Genomic DNA, 26,776 nt, shown 5'->3' on the forward strand with positions numbered 1-26,776 from the left:
TAGCTCATACAAGCACATCATACCCTCCTGATCCCAGTCCTCTTTCTCCCACAGATGTAGATGGTATTCTTTGCGGCACTTGTTTACAATCCCTTTACTTTCTTCGTATAATTCTTTCATTTTCATAGACCTCTCCTTTCTGCATTTAGTTTAACAAAATGCATCAAGCCTTTGATCTACTTCTCCTCTTCTGTACTTCTCGTTGCCTCAACTGCATATAAAAAGAGAGGCATGGCCTCTCTAGGTTATAATTCTGCAATTTGGTTTAGGTTTACTTCTGCAATCGTATCATTACCAAACATAGAGATAATCATCTTCACTTTGTTATTATCAATTTCAGTAATTTTACCTGTATAGTCTGCAAAAGCGCCATCAATGATGCGGACAGTCTGGCCAACTTCAACGTCAATATCGAACTCTTGAACAGTTTGTCCCATTGAAATCAGAATATCACGGATTTCTTGCTCCAATAGTGGAGTTGGTTTTGATCTGTTACCGTGTGACCCGACGAATCCTGTTACGTTAGGTGTGTTTCGAACGACGAACCATGCTTCATCGGTCATGACCATTTCTACAAGGACATAACCCGGAAAGCGATTCTCTTCAACTTCCTTTTTCTTTCCATTTTTCTCAACTTGCACGGTTTGTATTGGAATCTCAACGCGTAGAATATTATCCAGCATGTTATACGTTTGTGCACGTTGCAATAGATTTTCTTTTACCTTATTTTCATAGCCAGAATAAGTTTGTAGAACAAACCATCCTTTGTCAAAACTATCCATGATATTTCCTTTCATAATAGAAGAAAGCTAGCAGAAGTTCTCCGCTTTTCTTCTAAAAAATGTTAATAAATCGAATCAAACCTGAAACAATCAATTGGTCAAAAATATAAATGATGACCACAAAGAAGGCTGTGTATTCCATAATAGAGCGAAAATCTCTCCAGCTTTCTTTGCGAGTCGGCCATGTTGTTTCCTTAAGAAGTTTGAAGATATCCTTAATAAAACCCATCGTTCTCTCCTATCTCGTCTCTCTATGTGTCGTATATTTTCCACAATGTTTACAAAATTTATTTACTTCTAGTCGTGTTGGCTTGGGGTTCCCACTAATTTTGATTAAGTAATTTCTTGAACCGCAAACTGCACAAGCTAGGCTTGCTTTTTTTAGTGCCATAACGCCTCCATCTTATCTATTATAACAAGAAACCTAGGCTTTGACAAGCCTCTTAATGAAAGAGATTGACGAAAGAGTCCCAGATTGTCTGGGCTTTTTCTTTTATCTTGGCATCCGAAATCGCACGCCCCGCTTCGTCTACAAGATTTTGAGCACGGCTACGAATATCTCCTAGCGGATCTTCCGTCTGATTCGTTTCATTTTCAACGACTTGCCGCTTGGTATTTTCTGGTTCAATACCATTTTGCTTATAGGCATTCTCAACCGTAAAGGTGCTGCCAGGAGTGTAAGGCAAAATGGTATTAGCCATACTTCTAAAAACATGGGCTGCTCCATTTGAGGTCGAACCTGCTAGATAATGGTTCTCATCTGTTGTTGGGAAGCCAAGCCAGTGGGTAATTACCACATCTGGAGTATAACCAATCACCCACTGGTCACTCGTATATTCAGGATTGAAAACAGCCTCAGTAGTTCCTGTTTTACCAGCCATAACGTAATCCGCTGGCGACGAACTAATTCCTGTACCATTGGTAAATGTTCCTAGCATCATGCTGGTCATTTTATCAGCTACCGACTTATCAATCACTCGTTTTTGGGAGTTTTTATGACTCTTGATGACCTGTCCACTGGCATTTTCGATACGAGTGATGAAATGCGCCTCAGGCATCAGTCCTTCATTAGCAAAGGCTGCATAGGCTTGTGCCATCTGAAGAGGATTCGTCTCTACTCCTCCACCTAGGGCAACTCCGAGAACACGGTCAACTTTATCCATATTAAGACCAAATCTCGTCCCAGCTTCAAAGGCCTTATTGATTCCCAAATCATTTACAGTCGCAACCGCTGGCAAGTTGAGTGATTCCGCCAAGGCCTGATACATAGGTACTTCTGGAGATGTCTTAATACCCGCATAGTTGTCTACTTGATAACTGTCATACTGCATAGTGTGGTTGTCCAGTTGTTTGTTCAAGGCCCAGCCCGCTTCCACAGCTGGAGTATAAACGACCAAAGACTTAATCGTCGAGCCTGGACTGCGTTTAGACTGAGTTGCATAGTTAAAATTACGGAAGCCTGATTTGTCATCACCAGCTACGCGTCCGACAACTCCACGCACCCCACCTGTTTTAGGCTCTAGAGCAACACTACCTGATTCAGCATGCGTTCCGTCTTCTGCCGTTGGAAATAGCGAAGTGTTTTCATAAATAACCTGCATGTTTGCTTGGTAGTTTTGATCAAGTTCTGTATAGATTCGATAACCGTTGTTGACAATCTCTTCTTCTGTTAGATTGTACTTGGATACTGCTTCGTTGACAACTGCGTCAAAATAGGACGGGTAACGATAATCAGAAATCTTACCTTCATACTTATCTTGCAGTTGTGAAGTCATATCTACTCTAGCCGCTTCGGTCTCTTGATTTTTATCAATATAGCCCGCTGCAACCATATTTTGCAAAACAGTATCCCTTCGGTTGGTCGAAGTTTCAACAGAATTTAATGGATTATACAATTCTGGTCCCTTGAGCATCCCTGCTAGAGTCGCCGCCTGATCAAGCGTTAGTTGCGAAGCGGATACACCGAAATATTTCTTACTCGCATCCTCTACGCCCCAGACCCCATTTCCAAAGTAGGCATTATTGAGGTACATAGTAAGGATTTGCTCCTTGCTGTATTTCTTTGTCAATTCTAAAGCCAGGAAAAACTCCTTGGCCTTTCGTTCAACAGTTTGGTCCTGAGACAGATAGGCATTTTTCGCCAACTGTTGGGTGATAGTGGACCCCCCTCCAGAACGGCCTGCTGTAAGAATGGCTAGAAAGAAACGACCGTAGTTAATCCCATCATTTTTATAGAAGGAACGATCCTCTGTCGCGACGACAGCATTCTGCAAGTCTTTGCTGATATCTGTCAGCTCAACATAGGTTCCCTTTTGACCTGACAGGGCTCCTGCCTCTTTTTCTTCACGGTCAAAAATCAGAGTTCGCGTTTTCAGGGCATTTTGCAAATCATTGACATTGGTAGACTTGGCTATTGCAAATAGGTAGGTTCCTACTACCAAACCAGCACTTAACCCTAAAATGATGACGATCTTTGTCAGATGATAACGACGCCAAAATTTCCGAATTGGGCCTACTTGGGACAATTTTTTTCTATCGCTCCGTGAACGACGCATGCTAGTCGAATCAGGCTCCGCTGATTCATTCGTTTCTTTTTTAAAGAGAGAAAGGAACTTCTCAAATAATTTATCTAATTTCATGCGTTTATTTTATCATCTTCACCATAGGAACTCAAGAATTTAGCTACTCCCTATCCAAATAGGGCTTTTTTTGTTACAATATCTGTATGCAATTCACATTTACATTACCCGAATCCTTGTCTCAAATGACGGTCAAACAATTCCTAGAGGAGCAACTCCTCATTCCTAGAAAGATTCGCCATTTTTTGAGAATAAAGAAGAACATCTTAATTAACCACGAAGAAGTTCACTGGAACGAGATGGTGAAGCCAGGGGATATTTGTCAATTGACTTTTGACGAGGAAGATTATCCCACAAAGGAAATCCTTTTGGGCAACCCAGACCTTGTTCAGGAGATTTACCAAGACCAACATCTCATTATCGTCAACAAACCCGAAGGCATGAAAACACACGGTAATCAACCAGATGAAATTGCCCTTCTCAACCATGTCTCTGCCTACGTTGGTCAAACTTGCTATGTTGTTCATCGTCTGGATATGGAAACAAGCGGTTTAGTGCTTTTTGCCAAAAATCCTTTTATCCTTCCTATTCTCAATCGTTTGTTGGAGAAAAAGGAAATCGCTCGTGAGTACTGGGCACTCGTAGAGGGGCAAGTAGGGAATAAAGAACTTATCTTCCGAGATAAAATTGGTCGCGATCGACACGATCGCAGAAAACGGGTAGTGGATCCTAAAAATGGTCAACATGCTGAAACTCACATCAGTCGATTAAAACAATTCCCAAATAAGACTTCTCTGGTTCGTTGCAAACTAAAGACCGGTCGAACCCATCAAATCCGTGTTCACCTTTCTCATCATAAACATTCTATCATAGGCGATCCTCTCTATAACACGACGTCCAATGCAAACAGACTCATGCTTCACGCCTTTCGCCTTTCTTTTACCCATCCACTCACCTTAGAAAAATTGAGTTTCACTGTTCTATCGGATACTTTTGAAAAAGAATTAAAAAAGAATGGATGACATTATCATCTATTCTTATATATACAAAAAAGCAAGGCCAGAAAGCCTTGCTTTTTTATCGACTCAAGAATTATTTAGCGATTTTTGCAAAGTATTCAAGAGTACGAACAAGTTGTGAAGTGTAAGACATTTCGTTGTCATACCATGAAACAACTTTAACCAATTGTTTACCGTCAACGTCAAGAACTTTAGTTTGAGTTGCGTCAAACAATGAACCGAATGACATACCTATGATATCAGAAGATACGATTGGATCTTCAGTGTAACCGTATGATTCGTTAGAAGCTGCTTTCATAGCTGCGTTTACTTCATCAACAGTAACGTTCTTATCAAGAACTGCTACCAATTCAGTTACAGAACCTGTTGGAACAGGAACACGTTGAGCAGCTCCGTCCAATTTACCGTTCAATTCAGGGATAACCAAACCGATTGCTTTAGCAGCACCAGTTGAGTTAGGAACGATGTTAGCTGCAGCAGCACGAGCACGGCGAAGGTCACCTTTACGGTGTGGTCCATCAAGAACCATTTGGTCACCAGTGTAACCGTGGATAGTAGTCATCAAACCTTCAACGATACCGAAGTTGTCATGAAGAGCTTTAGCCATTGGAGCCAAACAGTTTGTAGTACATGAAGCACCTGAGATAACTGTTTCAGTACCATCAAGAATGTCATGGTTAGTGTTAAATACAACTGTTTTAACATCTGATCCACCAGGAGCAGTGATAACAACTTTCTTAGCACCACCAGCGTGCAAGTGTTTTTCAGCAGCTGCTTTAGTAGCAAAGAAACCAGTTGCTTCAAGAACGATTTCTACACCGTCGTTAGCCCAGTCGATTTGTTCTGGATCACGTTCAGCAGAAACTTTAACGAATTTACCGTTAACTTCAAATCCGCCTTCTTTAACTTCTACAGTACCGTCGAAACGACCTTGAGTTGTATCGTATTTCAACAAGTGTGCAAGCATCACTGGATCTGTAAGGTCGTTGATGCGAGTAACTTCAACACCTTCTACGTTTTGGATACGGCGGAAAGCAAGACGACCGATACGTCCGAAACCGTTAATACCAACTTTAACTACCATTAGTGATTTCCTCCTTATGAAAATCCTGAAAATTTTATTGTGAAAAGAGTAACTTGAATCACTACAAATCACCTTTCAACACTATTATTATATAACTATTTAAGTAGAATTGCAAGTACGGGCGTTGTTTTTCTCGCTTGCTTTTCTACTTTTCGATCCCCTTCATTCACCCAAGCTTTTATTTCTAGGATCTTCTCTTCTCATAGTTCAACTCTAACTTCAGAAATAGGACTATGAAAAGAGGCAGGATAACTCCTGCCTCTAGGCTGATAAACGATTATTTGCGACGTCCTGGACGTTCTGCATAACCATAGTAAGCATCTGCCATGATTTCTTCCATGTCGGCTACCATTGGCAAGCGAGGGTTAGCAGGTGAACATTGATCTTCATAAGCAAGTAAGGCAATTTCATGCAAGCTGTCTTTCCAAGCTTTTTCATCAATTCCTTGATCCTTGAAGTTCATCTTGATACCTACTGCAACACCAAGTTCGTAAACAGCTTTAGCGTATGCTTCAACTGCTTCTTCTGGAGTTGAATGAGGCAAACCAAGCATTTTCGCGATGTCTTGGAATTTCTCATCAGCTTTCCAGTAGTTGTATTTAGGCCATGTAGTCGTCTTAGATGGACGAGTACCATTGTAACGGATAACGTATGGAAGCAAGATTGCGTTTGTACGTCCGTGAACAGTATGGTGAACCGCACCGATCTTGTGGGCCATTGAGTGGCTCATACCAAGGAAGGCATTGGCAAAGGCCATACCAGCCATTGTAGATGCATTGTGCATTTTTTCGCGAGCTTCTGGATCAGCTGTCTTAACAGATTTTTCCAACCATTCAAAGACAAGTTTGATTGTTTGAAGGGCGATACCGTCTGTGTAGTCGTTAGCAAAGTTTGAAGTGTAAGCTTCAGTCGCGTGAGTCAAGACGTCCATACCTGTATCCGCAGCGATGAAATCTGGAACTGACTCAACCAAAGCAGGGTCAACAATGGCAATAGTTGGTGTCAATGAGTAGTCAGCCAATGGGTATTTGCGGTTGTTTTTCTTATCAGAGATAACGGCAAATGGTGTTACTTCTGAACCTGTACCTGAAGTTGTTGGAATACCAATGTATTTCGCTTTTTTACCAAGTGATGGGAAGCGGAAGGCACGTTTACGGATGTCCATGAATTTTTGAACCAAGTCACGGAAGTCGATTTGTGGTTGTTCGTAGAAGAGCCACATTACTTTCGCTGCATCCATTGGAGAACCACCACCAAGAGCGATGATTGTGTCTGGTTCAAATGCTCTCATTACTTCAGTACCACGTTCTACAGTTGTGATATCTGGGTCTGGTTCAACGTCTGAGAAGACTTGGACAGTTACACGGTTGCTGCGTTTGTTCAATTGGTCAATAATGCGTTGAACAAAACCAAGTTTTTCGATAGATTTGTCTGTAACAATCATAACACGTTCAATATCTTCACATGTTTGAAGGTATTGGATAGAATTGCGCTCGAAGTAAATTTTTGAAGGAACTTTAAACCATTGCATATTATTTCTACGTTTCCCTACTTTCTTGATGTTTAGAAGGTTAATAGCGCTCACGTTATCACCAACTGAGTTGCGTCCGTATGAACCACATCCAAGTGTCAATGATGGGATGAAGGCATTGTATACGTCACCGATACCACCGAAAGTAGATGGAGAGTTCCAGATAATACGCATTGCTTTGATTTCTGTACCAAAGCGTTTAGCAAGAGCTTCGTCTTTTGTGTGGATAGCCGCTGAGTGACCAAGTCCGTTAAACTCAACCATTTGGCGAGCTTTTTTAAGACCGTCTTCTGTATCTTCAGCTTTTAGGACAGCGATGACTGGTGACAATTTTTCACGAGTCAATGGTTCTTTTGGTCCTACTTCTGCACATTCTGCAGCCAAGATGTTTGTTCCTTCTGGAACGCTAAATCCTGCTTGTTCTGCAATCCATGCAGCTGGTTTACCAACGATGTTTGCATTTAGTTTAGCGCCAGCACAGTTCTTGCTGTTTGCTTTCACACCGAAACAGAATTCTTCAAGAAGGGCTTTTTCTTTTTTGTTTACAAAGTAAGTATGGTATGATTTAAATTCTTCTACAAATTCGTCATACACTTCTTTATCAATGATAACAGCTTGTTCTGATGCACAGACCATACCATTATCAAATGATTTAGACATAACGATGTCGTGAGCAGCTTGACGGAGGTCGGCAGATTTTTCTACATAGGCAGGAACGTTTCCGGCACCCACCCCAAGAGCTGGTTTCCCACATGAGTAAGCCGCCTTAACCATGGCATTACCACCAGTTGCAAGGATAGTCGCAACACCTTCGTGGTTCATAAGCGCTCCAGTTGCTTCCATAGATGGTTCTGTAATCCATTGAACACAGTTTTCAGGTGCTCCAGCCGCGATAGCTGCATCACGAACGATTTGTGCTGCGTGAGCAGAAGATTCTTGAGCTGATGGGTGGAAGGCGAAAACGATTGGATTACGTGTTTTCAAAGCAATCAATGATTTGAAAATAGCTGTTGATGTTGGGTTTGTTGTTGGAGTGACACCACAGACTACTCCGACAGGCTCTGCAATTTTAGTCAAGCCAGTAACAGGGTCATCTTCAATAACACCGACAGTTTTAACACCACGCATGTTATTGACAACGTGTTCACAGGCAAAAAGGTTTTTTGTAGCCTTATCTTCAAATACTCCACGACCAGTTTCTTCAACTGCATGTTGTGCAAGGATACCGTGCGCGTCAAGTGCTGCAACCGAAGCTTTTGCCACGATGTAGTCAACTTGCTCTTGGTTCAACTTGCGCATTTCATCAAGCGCAACCAAGGCTTTTTTCACGAGACCATCGACATGCTTTTCAGCAGCAAGTTGTTTTTCCTCTGGTGTTACTGTTTTTTTATCAGCCATATTATCCTCCATAGCCTTTAAGGATTTTATCCTTTGTTAATTTTTTCACAAATTTATTATAACTCTTTTTTTATGCTTTGTAAACAGTTTCATGAGCATTTCACAAAGAAATTTTCTAAGATTGTGATTTTTTTCTCAATATGGCTACGCAACAGAGTTTTGCTTAGACGATTGTGAAATTATGGAGAAAATTTTTTTATTTCACAAAGTTTTTCTAGTTGAGAGTTAGTTATCGAATTCAAAAGTAGAAAGCGTTTTCTTTTTAGATTTTGAAAATAGTCTCCTAACTTGGAGACTACTGTTTTTGTTGAAAAACGCCTTGTTTAAAGGTTCCTTCATAAACAACTTCTTGCTCTGTCGTCAACTTCCCTTGACCTTCAGCCTGACCGTTTACAAAATCACCTTCGTATTTCCAGCCATCTTTTGATTGGAAAGTTCCTTTCCCGTTAAAGGCTCCATTATTGAAATCACCTGTATATTGGTCTCCGTTTTCAAAGGTCAGGGTCCCTTGACCATTCATTTTCCCTCGTACCAAGGTGCCATCATAAACAAGAGCTCCACCATCAAGTGTCAGGACACCCTTTTTAGGCGTATTTAGCAGAAATATCGAAAGAGCACAGAGTACCATTACGACAACTGCAATGAGTTCTAACCTAGGACGAGTTAGGTAAACTCTACACTTCTCATAAAATTGTTTAAGCTTTTCCATTGTCAGTCTCATTTTCTAATCGATCTAGCCAGCGTTGACATCCACTTGTAATACGAGCATAGGTTTCCTCAAAATCTCCTGTATACCAAGGATCTGGGACACTTTCAGCCGCAAAATAGTAGATCTTGTACTGTAGTTCCTGAGGGCACATTTGACGCAGATCTGAAACGTTTGAAGCATCCATTCCGATAACGTAATCAAACGATTCAAAGTCTTCTCTGCCAATCTGAAGCGATGTTTTATCTTTGTCATACGGGATCTGATACTGCTGGAAAATCGCCTGCGTTCCCTTATGAATCGGATTACCATGTTCCCAAGACGAAGTTGCACGACTCTCAACTTGATAATCACTCGTCATGGACTTCATCACAAACTCTGCCATGGGGCTACGGCAAATATTTCCTAAGCACACAAATACTATTTTTTTCATCCCTTTTCCTCTCATCTCATAGAAAAACGGGAGTGACAGGTCCCGTTTTATTCTTCGATTGCTCCGCCTTCGTCAACAACTGTTCCTTCTGGTGTCACAGCTTCTTTGAGTGGCAAAACGGTCTTGATAGCAGCCAATTCAAAGGTCAAATAAACGCCATCTACATCCAGTACGATTGTACCTTTCTCAGTATCTACTTCATCCACTGTTCCGTAAAGCCCACCAATCGTAATGACTTCATAGCCTTTTTGAAGCTTGTTCAAGCTTTCCATACGCTTTTGTGCTTGTTTCTTTTGAGAACGTTGCATAAAGAACATCAAGCCCATCATTGCTACTAACATGATTAAAAATGTATATTGCGATTCCATTATATTCTCCTTTGTATTTTACATAGGACTACTATATCAAATTTCAGCTACTTTTACAAGGTTGTACCTTGTTTTTATGGTTATAAAAAATCAGAGCTTTCACTCTGATTTCTGCAATTATTTCAAGTTTTGAACGACTTTGACTAGATTTTCTACCGTAAATCCGTACTCTGCCAAGACTTTTGGTGCTGGGGCAGATGCTCCAAAGGTATCAATACCGAGAACTGCACCATCAAGACCAACATACTTGTACCAGTTTTGAGTTGCTCCCATTTCGACTGCAACACGGCGACGAACTGCATTTGGAAGGATTTCTTCCTTGTATGCTGCATCTTGTGCGTCAAAGACATCTGTTGATGGCATGCTGACTACACGGACTTTTGCTCCTTGGCTAGCCAATTCTTTGGCAGCTACGACCGCCAAATTCACCTCTGAACCTGTTGCAATCAAGATTGTATCAAAGTCTGCTGCAGTTTCATAGACAACATAGGCACCTTTCGCAACTTTGTCAAAGTCTGTTCCCTCTTCGACAGTCAAGTTTTGACGTGTCAATACAAGGGCAGTTGGTGTTTTTTCGCTTGTCACGGCAAGGTACCAAGCCGCTTGAGTTTCACGCGCATCTGCTGGGCGGAAAACATTCAGATTTGGCATAGCACGGAGACCTGCTAAGTGTTCAACTGGTTCGTGCGTTGGACCATCTTCACCAACTGCGATTGAATCGTGGGTAAAGACATAAGTCACAGGAAGTCCTTGCAATGCTGATAAGCGGACAGCTGCTTTCACATAGTCAGAGAAGACAAAGAAAGTACCACCATAAACACGAAGTCCACCGTGAAGGGCCATTCCGTTCAAGATCGTTCCCATTGCAAATTCACGAACACCAAACTGAATATTGCGGTTCAAGCGATTAGCATCATCTTGAAGTCCATCCGTTTTGATGTAAGTCATGTTTGAGTGAGCGAGGTCAGCTGATCCACCTAGGAAAGTTGGCAACTTGGCAGCGACAACGTTCAAAGCATCTTGACTTGAGTTACGAGTTGCTTGGGAAAATCCATTTTCTAAGGTTGGGAAGTCTGCTGGAGTCACCTCAACTGGATCACGGCCGTCGATGATGGCTTCTACTTCTGCAGCCAGTTCTGGATGAGCTTCTTTATAATCAGCAACTAATTTAGTCCAAGCTTGATAAGCTGATGCGCCACGGTCTGCAACATTTTCCTTGAAATCAGCATAAACTTCAGCTGGGATTTCAAATGATTCATAGTCCCAACCAAGGGCTTGACGAGTAGCCGCAGTTTCATCTGCTCCAAGAGGAGCACCGTGTACAGCATTGGTTCCTTGTTTGTTTGGAGAACCGTATCCAATCACAGTCTTCACTTCAATCAAAGATGGTTTTCCTGAAGCTTTGGCTGCTTCGATAGCAGCATGGATTGCTTCCAAGTCTGTTCCATCTTCAACCAAGGCTGTATGCCAACCGTAGGCGTTGTAACGGTCACGAACACTTTCTGTAAAGGAATCCTTTGTCTCACCATCCAAGTTGATGTCATTTGAATCATAAAGAACTACCAACTTGCCAAGTTTTTGCAAACCTGCATATGAAGCCGCCTCACTTGAAACACCTTCCATCAAATCTCCATCTCCACAGATCACATAAGTATAGTGGTCAAAGAGATTGTAGCCTTCACGATTGTATTTTGCTGCAAGGAAACGTTCTGCTTGGGCAAAACCAGTGGCAGTAGAAATCCCTTGTCCTAGAGGACCAGTTGTCGCATCAACCCCTGCTGTATGCCCAAATTCTGGGTGACCTGGTGTTTTAGAACCCCATTGACGGAAGTTCTTGACTTCATCCATGCTGACATCTTCAAAACCAGAAAGGTGAAGAAGGGCATAAAGAAGCATAGATCCGTGACCTGCTGAAAGAATAAAGCGATCGCGGTTGATCCAGTTTGGTTGAGCTGGATTGATGCGAAGCTGTTTTGTAAAGAGGCTATAGGCCATTGGAGCCGCTCCCATAACCACCCCTGGGTGACCTGAGTTTGCTTTGTTGATGGCGTCAATACCTAGAAAACGAATTGCATTAACAGATAGATTTGACATAGAATTTCCTTTCTCTTTGAGACGATTAGTAGTTCACACATTCTATTTTACTATTATATGAAAAAATGCATAGAATAGCAATAAAACAATTTGCGTTCATCTAACACATTTGATTTGTCTATCCCCTCGTCACTTCATAGTACGGGAGCAAACGAGTATAAGCGTCTTCTAGCTCCTCCAATATCGCTTCTACTGACTGATTTTCAATGAAGGAAACATCTGACTTGACTAAGACTTTTCGGGCTTCCTGACTGCTCACCTTCTCGCGTAAAGTACGGCGATTCTCCTCAGTAGCCTCCACCTTATGACCTTCCCCATTTGAGTAGACTAGATAATAAATTCCTTCTACCGCTGGAAGCTCTAAAACCTTGGCTTGCTTGTCTAAGGTCTGTTCATCTTTCTTTCGCTCGATGAAACTAACTTCCAAAGAAATCCCAAAGTCAGCAGGTGTTCCATACAAACGAAGAGCCATCATAGGTTCTGTCACTTGTCCATCCCTCTGTAGATAGACCCAGAAATGCGGTCGCAAGCGTTGCGCTTGATTCATCCACTGACTAGTCTGTTGCAGTTGCCATTCTGGATGCTTTTCTTGGAAGGCCTTAGCTAAGTTCGTAAAAGCCTTGCGAGCCTCCTGCCCTTTGTGGCGCAATTCTAGCATCTTCTCTCGCTCATCTCCAGCCTTATCTGGATTACGGTACTGGATTCCCGCATAAGATAGATAGTTCTTGATTGCTTCCATCATCTGTTTCTTCTCCCTTTTCTAACAAAAAATCAGGACAAGCCTGATTTTGTTTATTCTGCATCTACGACAACATAGCGATTTGGCTCATCGCCCTCAGAATAGCTGGTCACCCCATCTATGCGTGAAATAATGCGATGGATAATCTTGCGTTCGCTATTCGACATTGGATCTGTTTGCTGGCTACGACCTTCCTCCAAAACGCGATTCGCCAATTTTTGAGCGTAGGTTTGCAACACTTCTGCACGATGTTCAACGTAATCATTGACGTTGATTGTAATATAAAAAGTTCTTGAATAACGATTGTAGAGGTAGTTTTGCGCCAAAAGCTGAAGTGCTTTCAATACTTTCCCATGATAGCCGATAATGCGACCAGGCTCATTGGTATCGATTTGAAGATTAATCGTGCGACGATTGTAGTCGCTTGAAATCGTCCCTTCAACATCCATATCATCCACAATGGTTTGGACATAGTTAGCCACTTGAGTTGCTACTTGTTCGATGTCATAACTCGGCTCCACCTTCAAACCTAGATCTTCCAAAGACTGGCTTTCTACCGATTCTGACATAGATACAAATTCTTCACACTCTGCTGGGTCTTCCACTCCAGCATCTCCTGTCTGCAATTCATTTAAAATTGCGATGTGACCTGTTTCTTCTAAAATCGTGCTAGCATGTTTCTCATTTTTCAAGATTTCAGCCTTGATTTCATCAGAAACACCCTGACCTTCCTCTTCTATTTTTTTGATCGCCTCAACAACATGACCAAGATCAACTGTCGCCTCTGTTACTGTCTTAACAGGTTCGTTTTGTTCATTGATCTCTTTCGGAACACCTTTTACAGCTTGTTGATTGGCCTTAATCACAGTCGTCTCACTAATCGCCTCAATATCAACTTGAGCTGGTTTTTTCCCAAATAAGCCTAAAAAACCTTTCTTCTCTTTGGACACGACCTTGATGTGAGTCTTCATTCTCGGAATACCTAACTCTTTCAATCCTTTCTGGATTGCTTCTTCAACAGTTGAACCTGTAAATAATACCATTATCAGATTCCTCCTTATTATTTCGTTTTCTGAGCCTTTTTCTTGGCTTTTCTTTTTCTATTTTCCAAATCTTTTTTAGCTTGTACTTCCGCCTCACGCGCTGCAATAATCTTAAAAGGATTATTTAAGAAGTAGGTTTGCAAAACTTGATAAGCATTGGATACTGCCCAGTACAAGGCTACGCCACTAGGTGAAGAGATGGCAAAGATAAAGATCAGTACAGGCATTCCGTACATCATCCCTGTCATAGCTCCACTTCTTTCAGGCAAAGCCTTATTCGATAACCAACTGCTTAAGAAGGTAAAGACTGCTGCCAAAATCGGAAGGATAAAGCTTGTGTCTACTCCCCCAAGGTTCACCCACAAAAAATGCCCTGTTTTCAAAAAGTCCACTCGAGTCAAGGCTTGGAAGAGAGCCAAGAGAACCGGCATTTGAATCAAAATCGGCCAGAGAGAAGAAGAGTGTTTGACCCCTAATTCTTTATAGACCTTCCGCATCTCCTGATCCAGCTTGGTTCTACTTTCCATATCACGACCTGGATATTGTTCTTGCAGAGCCTTGATGCGTGGTTGAGCCTCTTGCATTTTTCTTGAGGCCACCATCTGAGTCTGAAAGACTGGCAATAAAATCGTCCGGATCAAGATTGTGAAGAGGATAATCCCCACTCCGATACTAATGTCAAAGGACAAGAAGCGGATGATTTCAGCAAAAAAATAGACAAATTTACTCCATATATCTGTAGAATCTGCTGCAACATCGCTTGTCCCACAGGCTGTCATGAAAAATAAGGACAAGCCCAGCAAACTAGTCAACTGTAGTTTCTTTTTCACTCCTAATTCCTTCCCGATAAATCTTTGATAACTTTAATACGTGGAGTAGATTTTTCTCCATTTCTGCATAATCCAAGCCTTCAACCCCTTTTCGAGCAATCACGACAAAATCAACGTTATCAGCTAACTGCTCCCTTACACTTAGCAAAATGTGTCGAATCCGTCTTTTAATTTGATTTCTGGTAACTGCATTCCCTAATTTCTTACTGACGGACAGCCCTACTCGAAAATGACTTTTCTGATTTTCCAATTGGTAGACAACAAATTTACGATTAGCAAAACTTGTTCCATCCGTGAAAATAGCCTTAAAATCTTTCTCTCTTTTTACACGAAAGCTTTTCTTCAAAACTCCACTCCATCTATTAAATTACTACTATTATACCATAAATTTCAAAAAAGCCAATAATGACAAGGTTTTAGACTGTTTTAACAACAAAAAGTTGGGAAAATTTATCTCCCAACTCCTTTTTATTGTATCTTATCTTGTAATTTTATTCAGTTCATCTTACTTTTTCAAGCGTTCAACATCACGAGCGATAACCAATTCTTCATCAGTTGGGATAACCAAGACACGAACTTTAGCAGTTTCTGTTGAGATATCACCTGTCGCTCCAAAGACATTCTTTTCAGGATCCACATCACAGCCAAACCAAGAAATGCCTTCAATAACCATCTGACGAATCGTTACAGAATTTTCTCCAATTCCAGCTGTAAAGATAATGGCATCTGCACCATTCAAAACTGCCAAATACTGACCAATATACTTTTGGATACGATCCACAAAAATCTCATTTGCCAGCTGCGCTTTCTCATCACCCGCACGCATAGCTTCGTGAATATCACGCATATCGCTTGATCTCTCAGAAACACCCAAAAGTCCTGACTCACGATTGAGAATTCGACTGATATCCTCTGGTGTATTAAAGTCATCGGTATGTTGCATTAAATAGGGGATAATTGCCGGATCAATATCACCTGTACGAGTCCCCATCATAATACCACCAAGTGGAGTGAAGCCCATGGATGTATCAACAGACTGACCGCCTTTGACAGCTGTAATAGAAGCACCATTACCAATATGGCAGGTAATCAATTTCAACTCTTCTAGGGGGCGACCTAAAATTTTCGCTGCTTCTCCTGCTACAAACTGATGACTTGTCCCGTGGGCTCCATACTTACGAACTTTATTTTCAGTATAGTATTTGTTTGGAAGAGGGTAACGATAGGCTTTCTCTGGCATTGTTGTATGGAATGATGTATCAAAAACAACAACGCTGGTAATATCTGGAAGCAATTCCTTAAATGCGCGAATTCCTGCTGCGTTGGCTGGGTTGTGAAGAGGAGCTAAAAGTCCCAACTCTTCAACCTTTTCCAAAACATCACCCTCTACCAAGGTTGACTCTTTGAAATATTCACCACCAGCCACAACTCGGTGCCCAACACCAGTTATTTCATCATAACCTTTGATGATGTCAAAACGAATCAGATCATCTAATAAAATTTTAACAGCTTGTGTGTGATCTTCAATATCAAGAATTTGTTGTTCAGAACGGCCGTCGAATTTTACAGTTGAGATAGAGTCCTTCAAGCCAATACGTTCAATCAAGCCTTTCGCTAATACTATTTCTTCTGGCATTTGGTAAAGTTGCCATTTCAAACTCGAGCTTCCTGCATTGATTGCAATTGTTTTAGTCATAAGATGATACCTCTTTTTAAGCGTTTTCATCCATTATAACAAATTCTTGCTTAATTTTCAGTACCTTTGCTCCATTTTTGAAAATTTTCTTTGAATTTCAATAGTGCAGCTGGATCTTGCAGACTGGTCAAAGGATAGACAAATGGTTCTATTTCCTTGTCTCTTTTCTTCTGTAAGACAAAAATACTTTTAGCTTGGCTTGCAGTTGAGAAAATATCCTCTGGCAGAGCGATGATAGCAGCCAGACTCACTTCGTCTTTGAGCCAACCTTTTAACAAATCACTTTGAGGACTGGTCAACAAGTCGCTCGGGGCTAGAAAAATAGCGTATCCGTCTGACTTGAGGTACTTGAGGCCTTGCTCCATCAGCAAATGATGGGCATAGGTATGTTCTTGGCTAGAAGCCACTTGATAGCGTGAAGCGATGGCATCGTCTGGGTAATAGCCGGCAGGCAAGTCACTGATGACCACATCGCTTTCTTTAAGCATTTGCGGACGAACGGCATCACCTTGGACAAATCCTGCCTGCAAACCAATCACATCTGCCATGCTAGCCGCCAAATCAATCAGCAAATCATCCACTTCGACTCCCAAGTAATCCACTTTTTTAGCAAGAGAAGTCAAGAAGGTAGCGCCCAGAATCCCCATGCCAGAACCCATTTCGAGGATGCTAATTTCCTCTTGATCCAGCAACTCTTCCACAATAAGTACCAAGAGGAGGGCAATGGCATCCGGCGTAAACTGGTGATTGGCCTGTAAAGGCTCAGTTTGTCCTGCCTTCATCAAGAGAAACTGGTAGGTCTTGAGCCACTCTTCCTTGCGAAGTGCTAAGCGCTTAAGGGCTTGATTGTTCTCCTTGACCTGCTTTAGCTCAGTCTCGCCATCCAGATAAATGCTGTTTTGCTCTACCAAGGCGTCATAAAAGTTGGTCGCCAAATCACTTTGTATGACTTGGACATTCTCTAGTAAATACGTATAAGCTTGTTCTATTTTTTCAAAATCCATATTCCTATCTTATCAAAATTCCCCTATTTTTTCCATCTGAAGAGAAAAAATCACTGCTTTAGTCAGCGAGTGATTTTTGGGCTATAGTTAAAAAGAGCTCTGCATAATTTCCTAGAAAAAGATCTTCAGCACTGTAAAGAATCTGACTGTCAATGCTCGAAAAACCAAACTGGTCGAGTTTGGTTTCCAGTTCAGCCAATTCAAATCCGTGGTGGTTGGTATCTGTCTTGACAAAATCAGCAATGAGGACTTGTCCATTCTCCCTAAGGTGATGGTGAAACATGGCAAGAGTTGCATCTAGATCAGGCATATGATGAAGAACCCGACTGACAACAATCAGGTCAAATTGCTGCTCCAAAGGATTTGCCAGTAAATCCTGCTCCAAAAACTGGATATTCTTGATATCTTGCTGGTCCGCTTTCAAACGGGCTTGCTCCAGCATTTTCTCCGAGATGTCTACCAGTGTGACAGACTTGACCTGCTTGGCTAGAGGCAAGGCCAATAGGCCTGTCCCACCACCGAAATCCAGTATTTCCTTGTCTGATAGAAGATCAATCTGTTTTTCAACTGCTTGACAAACCAAGTTTGCAAGAAAGATATTTTTGGGCGAATCAAAGGTTTCTGCTTTGTGATTAAAATCGTGTTTCATGCTTTTAGTTTAACACAAAGAAGTTGAATTGACTAGGAATTGGCTTTCTTATCTACCTTATCTTCTGTTTCTTTCTGATTGGTTTGCTCACTTGAGTTGGTAGGTGATTGTTTCTCAGTGTCCTTTTTCTTTTCTTGGGGTTTCATCGAAGGAAAGAGGAATTCATAGTTGCTCTTATTCATTCGAACACTTGTTGCAAAACCTGTTTTCGTATTTTGATAAGTAACTTTTCCTAAGTTAAAGACTCGTTCCCCACTTTCTTGCTCAGCCTTATCTTTGCTTCGTTTAGCCATGGCGAAAGCGACCAACTTCTCTTTGTTTAGGGTATAGTCTTTGTGATGGGCGACTTGCCGATTCAAATAAAACTGCAACAAAAGGCTAAAAATGGCTGCCATAGCGACTGCATATAGGAGAACACCTGCCTTAACTTTTTGATTTTTCCACACGATAGATGAATTCCCTTTCTAAGCCTTTTTGAAATTGGAAGCGAAAGCGAACCAATTGATTTTCCTCTGTGATTTGTGCTGATTTGAGGCCATAAACCATAGGCTGGTAACCCCGTCCACTGCTATCGGTCTTCCGAAAGTCGTCCGATTTAGCCTTCCCCATAGCGATATCCTTGCCATCTTGCTTCACATAGAGGCGATTGCCCTCCACCTTTTCAAACTGCGAACGCTCTAACTCAGTCTCTAGCTGATCCACAAACAAGAGCCACTCCTTTTGCTCGCTTTGTTGCTGGTAACGAACTTCTGAAATGAGGAGCTGACTCATAGCTTGAAAAAGGAGCAAACCTCCGCTAATGACGATAAGGGCAATCAGAGATTCTAAAAGAGTGAAAGCTCTTACCTTACTGCTCTTTAAGATCGAGCAATTTCTCTGAACCATGGTAGACCTCCAATCCTTTTTCACTAGCAAACACCTGGATTTCCACTCCATTTATGTTTACCTGATTTTGCCCTGTTTGCAGAGCCATCTTCGCCACACGCAAGACTTCTTCCTTTTGCAAGATTTCTGCCTCTTCTTGTCTATTTTTCTGAATTTGTCCCAAGAGGAGGGTTGCAATACTGGCAAATACGGCTAGAGCAACTACCGCTTCCAGTAAAATCACTGCCCTAATTTTTTGTTTCCTTAATGCGTTTAATTTTTCCATTTCCTAGATATAATTGATAACGAATCGCTCCTTTGCTGGTCTGAAATTCAACCTTAGCCAGGGACGAATTGCCCCCAGCTCGGTCAAATATAATGCTTTGTCCTGATGGTGCTTGAATCCCTTTAGGAACGGTCAATTTTTGACTGCCATTACTAATCGTCTGCCCATCTAAGTTTAGACTGGTCTTTTGTTGACTAGCTACACTATGCTTTTGAGTTTCACGGTATAGTTCTTCAAATTCCATGAAAAATATCTGCTCTTCCACTGCTGCAAAACTAGACTGGACTGAGCCAGATAAAGCCAAAGCAATGATACTCACAAGTCCCAAAACTAAGAGACTTTCCAGCATAGTAAAGGCCTTAATCTTTAACGGTTTGACTAGTATTTTGTTTATCATGGTATTCTTTATAGGCCTTGGCTTGCTCTGCTGTGATGCGACCGTCCGCCTGTAATTTACTTAGACTAGCATCTTCATTTTTATCCAGACGATAGAGTTCTGCCTGGCTTTCCACCACCTTGACAACGGCAGCTTTTCCTTTATCATTAACCGCATCCTTTTGCTTGGTTAAATTTGGTACAAAGAGTAAGAGAAGAACGCTGATAATCAGAAGGACCACCAACATCTCTACCAGAGTAAAGGCTTTCGCCTTGGCTTTTTTCAAATTTGTCATAAGTTTTTTCATTTTAAAAATTTACCTCCATATTTTGATACATGGGCATGAGCATTGCCGCATAAAGTAAAACGATAATCAGGGCCACAAAGATAAAGACCAGTGGCTGCACCAAATTCATGGTGCGGTTAACTCGGGTAAAAAAGGCTTCCCAAGTCTTTTCAGCATAGATTTCCAACTCACTCCCCAGCTTGGACTTGACTTCCCCATACTCGATGATGAGACTCAACTCCTTTTTAAAGAAGGGATAGGTCGCTATGGTTTGAGAAAATTCGCGGCCATTTTGTAGGGCTTTAGCCAGATTTTGACCGATTTCTTTAAAGAGCTGGGAGCCTTGTTCCTGCATGATCTGAAAAATCTGCATCAGCTCCATCCCCTGCGAAATCATATTGCCCCATTCACGCGCGTAATAGGCCGTCAGATATGTCTGGACAAAGATTCCTAGAAAGGGAATCCGCGCTAACATCGAGAAGAACCGCATCTTGGAACTTCTTTTGTAGAAAGTGAGGGCTAAAAGTAAAGATAGAGAGCAAACCAACACTAGCCCCAGAAAAATTTGTGGCAGATTGCCAATGATTTGGGTGGCAATATTGCTACTGTCCAGTTGAGGCAGCAAATAGTTTCTCAATCCCAGCATGATTAGCAGGAGAAATCCCAGCAAAATCAAAGGATAAGTCGCCACTTCAATTAACTTTTTCTTGACCTTGGACAAATTATCCAGATATTCTTCTATCTTTCCCAGACTCAGATGGAGATTTCCATGAACTTCAGCTAAAGATAATTGGGTCACAATAGCACTTGAAAAACCCAAACTGTTCATCATCTCTGAAAAGGATTTCCCTTGGGACAAGCCTTGGTGCATCTGAGTCACATAGTCCTTTTCCAGCAAGGCACTTCTACTCAAGAAAGAAATAATTTCCACCAAATGAAAACCACTGGAGAAAAGATTATGAAACAAGGTGATGATTTTCTTCTGCTTAGCTGTAGCTAATTTTTTCCGTTTCAGCCTGAAGACTTGTGATACGTCCATCTTTAAGAAGCTGGTCAATCTGTTCATTCCAGCTAGTTGGCTGGTGTTCTTGATAGTCTTGGTTTGCAAAGTCAAGGATTCCTCCTCCCCCGATTAATCTCTGGTAGCAGACACCTTGTAGGACAACTGCTAACTCCTCCTCCGTCACACCCAACTCCAGAAGGCGTTCATAAACACCTCGGATACTCTTGGCATGAATGGTTGAAAAGACTGTCGCCCCTGTCAAACTGGCTCTAACTACTGCACGCGCCGTCTCGCTATCTCGAATTTCACCGATAATCAAGAGGTCAGGACGATGCCGGAGAGACAGTTTGATCAGATTTTCATAAGTCAGTCCAATCGCCTCATTCAACTGCAATTGCAACATCTCTTCTTGCTTGATCTCGACAGGGTCTTCGATGGACATAACCTGTTGTCCCTTAAAAAGGGATTTTGCCAATTCGTGCATCAGCGTCGTCTTGCCACTTCCGACTGGACCTGCAAATAGATAGAGGCCCCTTTGCCTGTATTGCTTGCCCAGTTCTCCAATATCCTGAAACCAGAAATGCAGATCCTGCTCCTCATCGTGTAACAAACGAATGACCAAGCTCTCATGTCCCCGATAATCTCCCACGGTGGACAAACGCAGTGAAGAAACCTTTTCGTCATACTGATAATCACAAGAACCCAGCTGACTGCGACGCTTTTCTCCTACATTCATCCCAGCCACAAACTTGAAATGACTAATCACAGCGGCTAAAACATTAAACTCATAGGAGTCAACTAAACACCTCTCATCACCAATTCGCATATGAAGTTCATAAGTAGCTTCCTTGGGAATGAAATAGATATCCTGAGCTCTTTTTTTCTTAGCAGTAGCAATAATTTTCTGTGCAATTTCTTGTACCATACCGCCCTCCTTATCTAACTATTCGCAAAAAAATAAAAAAAGCAACTTCAAAAGTTACTTTTTTATCTCCATTTCATACGGCAAGAACGGTGTTTTTCTTGACCTGTTTGTTTTTCATAGCCTGGACGTAGCTTTTCATCGGGGATGACTTGCTCATCCTGTAAAAGTGCCAAAGAATGGTACTGTTGCAAATACTCATCACACTCATCACACCAGCGTTGGTCAGCAGGATCCCAAAAAATAGTCATCAAATCACTCCGACTCTTATAAAGAGGATTCTTCTTTTCCAGCTCAAACCAGCATAACTTATAATATTTTAGAGCATCATAATACTTGTCAAAAGATTGACTCATGATGACATCTTCTTCCCAACCTTCTATGAACCACCACGGTTCAAAATCCCCATACATTTCTATAACACGATACATTCTTACTACTTCCTTTGTATCGTATATTATATCTAATTTTTTAATACAAGAAAAGGATTTTGCTTGTTTCCCCCATTAGCAATTTCTTTAATCCTATTATTTTCATCTGATAATAAAAATAGGAGTCCTTTATTGACCCCTATTTTTTATCTTCTTAGGCTTGATAACGTTTCACACCATCCAGGTAGGTTGCTACCAATTCCAAATCTTTATCTAGTACGATAAAGTCAGCGTCGTAACCTTCACGGATTTGACCACAGACATCATCGATGTGAACAGATTTTGCCGGGTTGAGGCTAGCCATCATGACCGCTTCATGCGGATTCGCAATACCCCATTCGACAACATTTTTCAAACCATCTTTGAGTTTGAGGATAGAACCTGCCAAATTTCCTGTAGATTTGAGGCGAGCAGTTCCATTAGCAACTACTACCGGGAATTCTCCCAACATGTAGTCGCCGTCTTCCAAGCCACCAGCTGTCATACAGTCTGTGATAAGGGCAATATTCTCAGTTCCTTTTTGCTTGAGCAAAATGTCACAGGCCTTTGGATCCACATGGTGACCGTCACAAATCAATTCTGCGTAAGTATGTGGTAACTCATACATGGCTCCCACCATACCGAGCTCACGGTGAGTCAACCCACGCATTCCATTGTAGGCATGTACCCAAACGCTTGCTCCAGCATCGACTGCTTTTTTAGCTTCATCAAAAGTAGCATTGGAGTGTCCAAGAGCAACAGTCACTCCTTCGCCCGTAATCGTACGAACAAAGTCTTCTACACCTTCACGCTCTGGCGCAAGGGCGATTTTATTGAGCAAGCCATTGGCAGCTTTTTGCCAAGCACGAAACTCATCCATGCGGGGGTCTTTCATATAGGCAGGGTTTTGAGCTCCTTTGTATTTCTCTGTGAAATAAGGCCCTTCAAAATAGATCCCACGAATCTTGGCTCCACTTGCTTCCTGGTAACGAGCACCGATATTTTCAGTTACCGCAAGCAACTGCTCGTAAGAGGAAGTCAACGTCGTTGGCAAGAAGCTGGTAACACCCGTGCTAAGCAACCCTTCACTCATGGTATGAAGGGTTCCTTCGATGTTATTGTCCATGACATCGACACCACCAAATCCATGAATATGGGTATCCACAAGTCCTGGGGCAATGCTATAACCGGTATAGTCAATCACCTCAGCGCCATCAGGAATCTGTTCTACATGTTTACCAAACTTGCCATCCACAAGTTCCAAGTAACCGCCACGACGAACTCCGTGTGGGTAGAAAAACTGATCCGCTTTAATATAATTAGGCATAATGATAACCTCCTTGATAGATTGATTCTAGAATTTATTATGTCAATTACATTATAAACCTTTCTTTTCCATTTGTAAATGGTATAGACCTATTTTTCGTGGATATTTTAAAAGAGCTGGATTTCTCCAACTCTTTAATTTTATTTTGATTTTACAGGCAGTTCTTGAGCAGCCTTAACAGCAGCTGCAATCGTCTCTGCGTAAAGTTTAGCACCTTCTTCAATCATGTTGCTATCATTCCCAAAGTGGACTTGATCGGTTCCAGCCCAGATTTCAGGGTGCCCCTTAGCAACCTTATTCCAGTCAGCGATGCTCACGTAAGGATTCTTTTCAGCTAATTCCCGTGCATAAGCCGCATACTGCTCCACTGATTTGTAAGTCTCCTTGCTCTTGTCACCTTCATAAGGAGTTACAAGAATCAGATGGTGGCCTTTGGGGAGGTTTTTAACTATCGTATCTAAGTCATCTTTGTAATTCTCTGGTCCGTTTACACCCGTTGCAATGACAACTGTTTTTAGAAGTACCTTGTTCTGGCTGTTATTGAGCATGATGTCATTGGCTTGCTTGGTCGTCCGACTAACTTGAGCGTTGATATTTGCTTCAGGAAGGGCCTCTTGTAAGGCTGTATTAGCACGCAAGGCTACCGAATCTCCAATCAGACTCGTTCCCTCAGAAATTCCAAGTCGGCTAGCCTCTGCTTGCTCAGCAAGAGTCTTTGTTTGTCCTATATTGGTCTGTGCTTGCTTGAAACCATTGACCATCAAGTCTGTCTCAAAAGCTCCAACTTGGGGAGCCACAGCTATGATAATCAAGGTAATTAAGGAAAGAACACCAACACCACTAGCACTAATTGGTTTAATATGAGGTAATCGACTAATTTTCCGTATTAAAGGATTGGTCTTACCGGCAATCAATGGCTCAATAATATAGAAGGATAGGATAGCAAAGAAATAAGAAAAGATGATTGTCAGAATAACAGCAGGCAGATTACTCATCAACTGAGAAAAGATAATATAAAAAGGCCAGTGGAAGAGATAAACCGCGTAGCTAGTATCCGCTAAAAATGTAATTATCCGAGGTTCTTGTATCTCAGGCGTTTTCTCATGCAAGACACGCGCAGCAAAAATCATAGTCACTGCCGCTAAACTTGCCAGTAAGAAGCCAAATAAGTACGCAAACAGGTAGGTGAACTTGACAAAGAAAGTCAAGAGCACTAACACCAAAAGCCCCGCAGCAAACACCAGTAGATTTTGACGAAGATCCCATGTCCGATCAAATTGCTTTACTAAATCGCTCGTCTGACGAACACCCACAACTGTCGCCAAAATGCTTCCTAAAAAGAAGGGATAGACATGAGTCAAACTTGAAAAGTAGACAGACGAATAGGAACTAGCCATGAGACTACCAATAAACATAGAGAAGAAGCTAAGGATAAATACTCCAGCAGACAGGAGAAAGACGGTTCCTCTCAACTGACTACTAGATTTTGATCGTTTCGATAAGAACCAGACAGCCAAGCCCCAAAGGATGTAGTAGTGAACCTCAACAGCCAAACTCCAGTTATGAACAAAGAGGTGGGGAATGAACTGAGATTCGTAACTGCCCCCCGTAAGCATTTCATAGAAGTTGGTCACAAAGCCGAAAACTCCAGCAATCTGACCGCCAATACCTGCAACATAGTCTTGACGAACTAAGAGGGTAAAGGGCATGGTCACCAAAACCATTAAAACCACAGGTGGCACGATACGGTAAAACCGTCTCTTAAAAAAGCCCAGCAAATCAATCTGGCTTTTCTTACCAAACTCTTCCAATAGGAGAGAGGTAATCAAGAATCCTGAAAATGTGAAAAAGACATCTACCCCAAAGAAGCCTCCAGGAAAGATGGTCTGAAAGAAGTGGTACAAAAGCACCAAAAGTAAACCTGTAATCCTAATCAAGGAAAACCATTTAATACGCATACGAGTCTATTCTCCATTAAATTAGGAAGTAAAACACCACCTAATTTTCATTCCATTATACTCCCTATTCTATCAAAAAAAGAAGAAAAATCCTAAGAGAAAACTTAGGATTTTGGCATTCTAATTTTACACTTTAAAAATTGCGCCCTGACTTATTGTAACCATATTTTTCCACAAAATACTCACGGAATTCCAAGAGATTGTCATCCATGATGGCTTGACGGACCTGCTTCATCAGATTGAGCAAGAAGTAGAGATTGTGGTAGCTAGTCAAGCGGATACCGAAGGTTTCGTCAGCCTTGAGCAAGTGGCGAAGGTAGGCGCGTGTGTAGTTCTTGCATGTATAGCAATCACACTCAGGATCCAGTGGCGTAAAGTCTTCAGCGAATTGGGCATTCTTGACAACCAAACGACCTTGGCTGGTCATACAGGTGCCATTACGAGCGATACGAGTCGGCAAGACACAGTCAAACATATCCACCCCACGAATAACTCCATCGATCAAGCTATCTGGCGCTCCCACTCCCATCAAATAGCGAGGTTTGTTTTCAGGAAGGAGTTGTGTTGTGAAGTCCAAGACCGCATTCATCTCTTCGTGGGTTTCTCCTACTGCTAAACCACCGATAGAGTAGCCAGGGAAATCCATGCTGACAAGGTCGTGAGCTGACTGACGGCGAAGGTCTTCAAATCCCGCTCCCTGCACAATTCCAAACAAACCTTGGTCATGTGGACGACGGTGAGCCTTCAAACCACGTTCAGCCCAACGACTAGTACGCTCGATGGATTTCTTAACGTAGTCGTAAGGTTGGTAAAACTGAGGACATTCATCAAAAGACATCATGATGTCTGAGCCTAGATTGTTCTGAATAGAGATGGCTTTTTCTGGCGATAGGAACATCTTGGAACCATTGAGATGGTTTTTAAAGGTTACCCCTTCTTCTGTGATATTTCGACTATCTGCTAGGGAATAAACTTGAAAACCACCACTATCCGTCAGGATTGGCTGGTCCCAATTCATAAACTTATGAAGACCGCCTGCGCGTGCGATGAGTTCATCTCCTGGACGAAGCCAGAGATGATAGGTATTAGAGAGGATAATCCCTGATCCCATCTCCTTCAATTCTTCAGGCGACTGGGTTTTAACAGTGGCTTGGGTCCCAACTGGCATAAACATAGGTGTTGGGAAGGTACCATGCGGAGTGATGATTTCTCCCAGACGAGCTCCTGTGTGTTTTTCCTTCTTAATCAAACGGTATTTGATTGGTGAGTCTGACATTTTCTACCTCCGAAGCTGGGAAAGACAGTCCCAGTTCATACTTTGTGCCCAAAGGCATACTGTATGATTTTATCAAAAAAACCAGGAACTGTCACGAACTATGGTATAATGAA

General features: G+C 41.9%; 29 protein-coding genes and 1 pseudogene. 1 reads left to right on the forward strand and 29 read right to left on the reverse strand.

Annotation, left to right across the window (positions count from 1 at the left end; all coding sequences use genetic code 11):
- The 5 genes and pseudogenes from D8862_RS09765 to pbp2a all read right to left on the reverse strand — a co-directional run.
- Positions 1 to 126: pseudogene (locus D8862_RS09765) on the reverse strand (sigma-70 family RNA polymerase sigma factor); the annotation flags it as partial.
- 119 nt (positions 127 to 245) lie between these two features.
- The gene (gene nusG, locus D8862_RS08760; RefSeq protein ID WP_125450038.1) at positions 246 to 782 is read right to left on the reverse strand and encodes a transcription termination/antitermination protein NusG; all 537 of its coding nucleotides are present in this window, start codon (positions 780 to 782) and stop codon (positions 246 to 248) included.
- A 52-nt stretch (positions 783 to 834) separates the two neighbouring features.
- Positions 835 to 1,011, reverse strand: coding sequence for a preprotein translocase subunit SecE (gene secE, locus D8862_RS08765; protein WP_000505776.1), 177 nt, complete (start codon positions 1,009 to 1,011; stop codon positions 835 to 837).
- Between the two features lie 9 nt (positions 1,012 to 1,020).
- A complete protein-coding gene (gene rpmG, locus D8862_RS08770) occupies positions 1,021 to 1,173 on the reverse strand; it encodes a 50S ribosomal protein L33 (protein ID WP_125450040.1) in 153 nt (50 codons plus the stop codon).
- A 52-nt stretch (positions 1,174 to 1,225) separates the two neighbouring features.
- Positions 1,226 to 3,421 carry a penicillin-binding protein PBP2A gene (gene pbp2a / locus D8862_RS08775; protein WP_125450042.1) on the reverse strand — a complete coding sequence of 732 codons (2,196 nt, stop codon included), beginning with the start codon at positions 3,419 to 3,421 and terminating at the stop codon, positions 1,226 to 1,228.
- A gap of 86 nt (positions 3,422 to 3,507) precedes the next feature.
- On the opposite strand from pbp2a, the gene D8862_RS08780 reads away from it, so the two are divergent.
- The gene (locus D8862_RS08780) at positions 3,508 to 4,383 is read left to right on the forward strand and encodes an RluA family pseudouridine synthase (protein WP_125450044.1); all 876 of its coding nucleotides are present in this window, start codon (positions 3,508 to 3,510) and stop codon (positions 4,381 to 4,383) included.
- Between the two features lie 70 nt (positions 4,384 to 4,453).
- Here the strand turns inward: D8862_RS08780 and gap are convergent, their stop codons facing one another.
- The 24 genes from gap to tgt form a co-directional block, all read right to left on the reverse strand.
- On the reverse strand, positions 4,454 to 5,464 hold the full coding sequence (gap, locus tag D8862_RS08785; protein WP_000260672.1) for a type I glyceraldehyde-3-phosphate dehydrogenase: 1,011 nt from the start codon (positions 5,462 to 5,464) through the stop codon (positions 4,454 to 4,456).
- A 277-nt stretch (positions 5,465 to 5,741) separates the two neighbouring features.
- Entirely contained in the window at positions 5,742 to 8,393 is a 2,652-nt protein-coding gene (gene adhE, locus D8862_RS08790) for a bifunctional acetaldehyde-CoA/alcohol dehydrogenase (RefSeq protein ID WP_000764002.1), read from the reverse strand.
- A gap of 295 nt (positions 8,394 to 8,688) precedes the next feature.
- On the reverse strand, positions 8,689 to 9,102 hold the full coding sequence (locus tag D8862_RS08795) for an MORN repeat-containing protein (protein WP_084879954.1): 414 nt from the start codon (positions 9,100 to 9,102) through the stop codon (positions 8,689 to 8,691).
- Positions 9,089 to 9,532, reverse strand: a complete 444-nt coding sequence (locus D8862_RS08800; RefSeq protein ID WP_084879952.1) for a low molecular weight protein-tyrosine-phosphatase — start codon at positions 9,530 to 9,532, stop codon at positions 9,089 to 9,091. The genes D8862_RS08795 and D8862_RS08800 overlap by 14 nt, the downstream gene beginning before the upstream one ends.
- 47 nt (positions 9,533 to 9,579) lie before the next feature.
- Entirely contained in the window at positions 9,580 to 9,900 is a 321-nt protein-coding gene (gene yajC / locus D8862_RS08805) for a preprotein translocase subunit YajC (protein WP_049550039.1), read from the reverse strand.
- Between the two features lie 117 nt (positions 9,901 to 10,017).
- Complete coding sequence (gene tkt, locus D8862_RS08810; RefSeq protein WP_125450046.1) at positions 10,018 to 11,994, reverse strand: transketolase; 1,977 nt, start codon at positions 11,992 to 11,994, stop codon at positions 10,018 to 10,020.
- 118 nt (positions 11,995 to 12,112) lie between these two features.
- The gene (locus D8862_RS08815; protein ID WP_125450048.1) at positions 12,113 to 12,736 is read right to left on the reverse strand and encodes a ribonuclease P; all 624 of its coding nucleotides are present in this window, start codon (positions 12,734 to 12,736) and stop codon (positions 12,113 to 12,115) included.
- A gap of 50 nt (positions 12,737 to 12,786) precedes the next feature.
- Positions 12,787 to 13,776 (reverse strand): RNA-binding cell elongation regulator Jag/EloR, encoded by a 990-nt coding sequence (gene jag, locus D8862_RS08820; protein ID WP_125450050.1) that lies wholly within the window; start codon positions 13,774 to 13,776, stop codon positions 12,787 to 12,789.
- Positions 13,777 to 13,793: 17 nt separating this feature from the next.
- The gene (locus D8862_RS08825; protein WP_169446864.1) at positions 13,794 to 14,606 is read right to left on the reverse strand and encodes a YidC/Oxa1 family membrane protein insertase; all 813 of its coding nucleotides are present in this window, start codon (positions 14,604 to 14,606) and stop codon (positions 13,794 to 13,796) included.
- The gene (gene rnpA / locus D8862_RS08830; protein WP_000748124.1) at positions 14,581 to 14,952 is read right to left on the reverse strand and encodes a ribonuclease P protein component; all 372 of its coding nucleotides are present in this window, start codon (positions 14,950 to 14,952) and stop codon (positions 14,581 to 14,583) included. The genes D8862_RS08825 and rnpA overlap by 26 nt, the downstream gene beginning before the upstream one ends.
- A gap of 159 nt (positions 14,953 to 15,111) precedes the next feature.
- Entirely contained in the window at positions 15,112 to 16,302 is a 1,191-nt protein-coding gene (locus D8862_RS08835) for an acetate kinase (protein ID WP_125450052.1), read from the reverse strand.
- 50 nt (positions 16,303 to 16,352) lie between these two features.
- On the reverse strand, positions 16,353 to 17,306 hold the full coding sequence (locus tag D8862_RS08840) for a class I SAM-dependent methyltransferase (RefSeq protein WP_125450054.1): 954 nt from the start codon (positions 17,304 to 17,306) through the stop codon (positions 16,353 to 16,355).
- 58 nt (positions 17,307 to 17,364) lie between these two features.
- Positions 17,365 to 17,955, reverse strand: a complete 591-nt coding sequence (locus D8862_RS08845; RefSeq protein ID WP_125450056.1) for a class I SAM-dependent methyltransferase — start codon at positions 17,953 to 17,955, stop codon at positions 17,365 to 17,367.
- Positions 17,956 to 17,987: 32 nt separating this feature from the next.
- Positions 17,988 to 18,401 (reverse strand): competence type IV pilus minor pilin ComGG, encoded by a 414-nt coding sequence (gene comGG / locus D8862_RS08850; protein WP_125450058.1) that lies wholly within the window; start codon positions 18,399 to 18,401, stop codon positions 17,988 to 17,990.
- On the reverse strand, positions 18,379 to 18,840 hold the full coding sequence (gene comGF / locus D8862_RS08855) for a competence type IV pilus minor pilin ComGF (protein ID WP_125450060.1): 462 nt from the start codon (positions 18,838 to 18,840) through the stop codon (positions 18,379 to 18,381). Before comGF ends, comGG begins: the two co-directional genes overlap by 23 nt.
- Positions 18,803 to 19,105, reverse strand: a complete 303-nt coding sequence (gene comGE / locus D8862_RS08860) for a competence type IV pilus minor pilin ComGE (RefSeq protein ID WP_185760858.1) — start codon at positions 19,103 to 19,105, stop codon at positions 18,803 to 18,805. Before comGE ends, comGF begins: the two co-directional genes overlap by 38 nt.
- Positions 19,068 to 19,502, reverse strand: coding sequence for a competence type IV pilus minor pilin ComGD (comGD, locus tag D8862_RS08865; protein ID WP_125450062.1), 435 nt, complete (start codon positions 19,500 to 19,502; stop codon positions 19,068 to 19,070). The genes comGE and comGD overlap by 38 nt, the downstream gene beginning before the upstream one ends.
- Complete coding sequence (gene comGC / locus D8862_RS08870; protein WP_125450064.1) at positions 19,465 to 19,788, reverse strand: competence type IV pilus major pilin ComGC; 324 nt, start codon at positions 19,786 to 19,788, stop codon at positions 19,465 to 19,467. The genes comGD and comGC overlap by 38 nt, the downstream gene beginning before the upstream one ends.
- A gap of 1 nt (position 19,789) precedes the next feature.
- Positions 19,790 to 20,806, reverse strand: coding sequence for a competence type IV pilus assembly protein ComGB (gene comGB, locus D8862_RS08875; protein WP_125450066.1), 1,017 nt, complete (start codon positions 20,804 to 20,806; stop codon positions 19,790 to 19,792).
- Positions 20,754 to 21,695, reverse strand: coding sequence for a competence type IV pilus ATPase ComGA (gene comGA, locus D8862_RS08880; RefSeq protein ID WP_125450068.1), 942 nt, complete (start codon positions 21,693 to 21,695; stop codon positions 20,754 to 20,756). Before comGA ends, comGB begins: the two co-directional genes overlap by 53 nt.
- A 62-nt stretch (positions 21,696 to 21,757) precedes the next feature.
- The gene (locus D8862_RS08885; protein ID WP_007522851.1) at positions 21,758 to 22,123 is read right to left on the reverse strand and encodes a DUF1033 family protein; all 366 of its coding nucleotides are present in this window, start codon (positions 22,121 to 22,123) and stop codon (positions 21,758 to 21,760) included.
- Between the two features lie 154 nt (positions 22,124 to 22,277).
- Positions 22,278 to 23,429 (reverse strand): N-acetylglucosamine-6-phosphate deacetylase, encoded by a 1,152-nt coding sequence (nagA, locus tag D8862_RS08890; protein ID WP_125450070.1) that lies wholly within the window; start codon positions 23,427 to 23,429, stop codon positions 22,278 to 22,280.
- A 140-nt stretch (positions 23,430 to 23,569) separates the two neighbouring features.
- Complete coding sequence (locus D8862_RS08895; protein WP_125450072.1) at positions 23,570 to 25,387, reverse strand: acyltransferase family protein; 1,818 nt, start codon at positions 25,385 to 25,387, stop codon at positions 23,570 to 23,572.
- Between the two features lie 133 nt (positions 25,388 to 25,520).
- Positions 25,521 to 26,663 (reverse strand): tRNA guanosine(34) transglycosylase Tgt, encoded by a 1,143-nt coding sequence (gene tgt, locus D8862_RS08900; protein WP_001285237.1) that lies wholly within the window; start codon positions 26,661 to 26,663, stop codon positions 25,521 to 25,523.
- Positions 26,664 to 26,776 lie beyond the last annotated feature (113 nt).

The sequence above is a fragment of the Streptococcus oralis genome (assembly GCF_003942585.1).
GTDB lineage: Bacteria > Bacillota > Bacilli > Lactobacillales > Streptococcaceae > Streptococcus > Streptococcus oralis_BE.

What these genes read in the sequence shown, in the direction of transcription:
- nusG (WP_125450038.1), bottom strand. Translation starts at nt 782, where the DNA reads ATGGATAGTTTTGACAAAGGATGGTTTGTTCTACAAACTTATTCTGGC.
- secE (WP_000505776.1), bottom strand. Translation starts at nt 1,011, where the DNA reads ATGGGTTTTATTAAGGATATCTTCAAACTTCTTAAGGAAACAACATGG.
- rpmG (WP_125450040.1), bottom strand. Translation starts at nt 1,173, where the DNA reads ATGGCACTAAAAAAAGCAAGCCTAGCTTGTGCAGTTTGCGGTTCAAGA.
- pbp2a (WP_125450042.1), bottom strand. Translation starts at nt 3,421, where the DNA reads ATGAAATTAGATAAATTATTTGAGAAGTTCCTTTCTCTCTTTAAAAAA.
- D8862_RS08780 (WP_125450044.1), top strand. Translation starts at nt 3,508, where the DNA reads ATGCAATTCACATTTACATTACCCGAATCCTTGTCTCAAATGACGGTC.
- gap (WP_000260672.1), bottom strand. Translation starts at nt 5,464, where the DNA reads ATGGTAGTTAAAGTTGGTATTAACGGTTTCGGACGTATCGGTCGTCTT.
- adhE (WP_000764002.1), bottom strand. Translation starts at nt 8,393, where the DNA reads ATGGCTGATAAAAAAACAGTAACACCAGAGGAAAAACAACTTGCTGCT.
- D8862_RS08795 (WP_084879954.1), bottom strand. Translation starts at nt 9,102, where the DNA reads ATGGAAAAGCTTAAACAATTTTATGAGAAGTGTAGAGTTTACCTAACT.
- D8862_RS08800 (WP_084879952.1), bottom strand. Translation starts at nt 9,532, where the DNA reads ATGAAAAAAATAGTATTTGTGTGCTTAGGAAATATTTGCCGTAGCCCC.
- yajC (WP_049550039.1), bottom strand. Translation starts at nt 9,900, where the DNA reads ATGGAATCGCAATATACATTTTTAATCATGTTAGTAGCAATGATGGGC.
- tkt (WP_125450046.1), bottom strand. Translation starts at nt 11,994, where the DNA reads ATGTCAAATCTATCTGTTAATGCAATTCGTTTTCTAGGTATTGACGCC.
- D8862_RS08815 (WP_125450048.1), bottom strand. Translation starts at nt 12,736, where the DNA reads ATGATGGAAGCAATCAAGAACTATCTATCTTATGCGGGAATCCAGTAC.
- jag (WP_125450050.1), bottom strand. Translation starts at nt 13,776, where the DNA reads ATGGTATTATTTACAGGTTCAACTGTTGAAGAAGCAATCCAGAAAGGA.
- D8862_RS08835 (WP_125450052.1), bottom strand. Translation starts at nt 16,302, where the DNA reads ATGACTAAAACAATTGCAATCAATGCAGGAAGCTCGAGTTTGAAATGG.
- D8862_RS08840 (WP_125450054.1), bottom strand. Translation starts at nt 17,306, where the DNA reads ATGGATTTTGAAAAAATAGAACAAGCTTATACGTATTTACTAGAGAAT.
- D8862_RS08845 (WP_125450056.1), bottom strand. Translation starts at nt 17,955, where the DNA reads ATGAAACACGATTTTAATCACAAAGCAGAAACCTTTGATTCGCCCAAA.
- comGF (WP_125450060.1), bottom strand. Translation starts at nt 18,840, where the DNA reads ATGGTTCAGAGAAATTGCTCGATCTTAAAGAGCAGTAAGGTAAGAGCT.
- comGE (WP_185760858.1), bottom strand. Translation starts at nt 19,105, where the DNA reads ATGGAAAAATTAAACGCATTAAGGAAACAAAAAATTAGGGCAGTGATT.
- comGD (WP_125450062.1), bottom strand. Translation starts at nt 19,502, where the DNA reads ATGATAAACAAAATACTAGTCAAACCGTTAAAGATTAAGGCCTTTACT.
- comGC (WP_125450064.1), bottom strand. Translation starts at nt 19,788, where the DNA reads ATGAAAAAACTTATGACAAATTTGAAAAAAGCCAAGGCGAAAGCCTTT.
- comGB (WP_125450066.1), bottom strand. Translation starts at nt 20,806, where the DNA reads ATGGACGTATCACAAGTCTTCAGGCTGAAACGGAAAAAATTAGCTACA.
- comGA (WP_125450068.1), bottom strand. Translation starts at nt 21,695, where the DNA reads ATGGTACAAGAAATTGCACAGAAAATTATTGCTACTGCTAAGAAAAAA.
- D8862_RS08885 (WP_007522851.1), bottom strand. Translation starts at nt 22,123, where the DNA reads ATGTATCGTGTTATAGAAATGTATGGGGATTTTGAACCGTGGTGGTTC.
- nagA (WP_125450070.1), bottom strand. Translation starts at nt 23,429, where the DNA reads ATGCCTAATTATATTAAAGCGGATCAGTTTTTCTACCCACACGGAGTT.
- D8862_RS08895 (WP_125450072.1), bottom strand. Translation starts at nt 25,387, where the DNA reads ATGCGTATTAAATGGTTTTCCTTGATTAGGATTACAGGTTTACTTTTG.
- tgt (WP_001285237.1), bottom strand. Translation starts at nt 26,663, where the DNA reads ATGTCAGACTCACCAATCAAATACCGTTTGATTAAGAAGGAAAAACAC.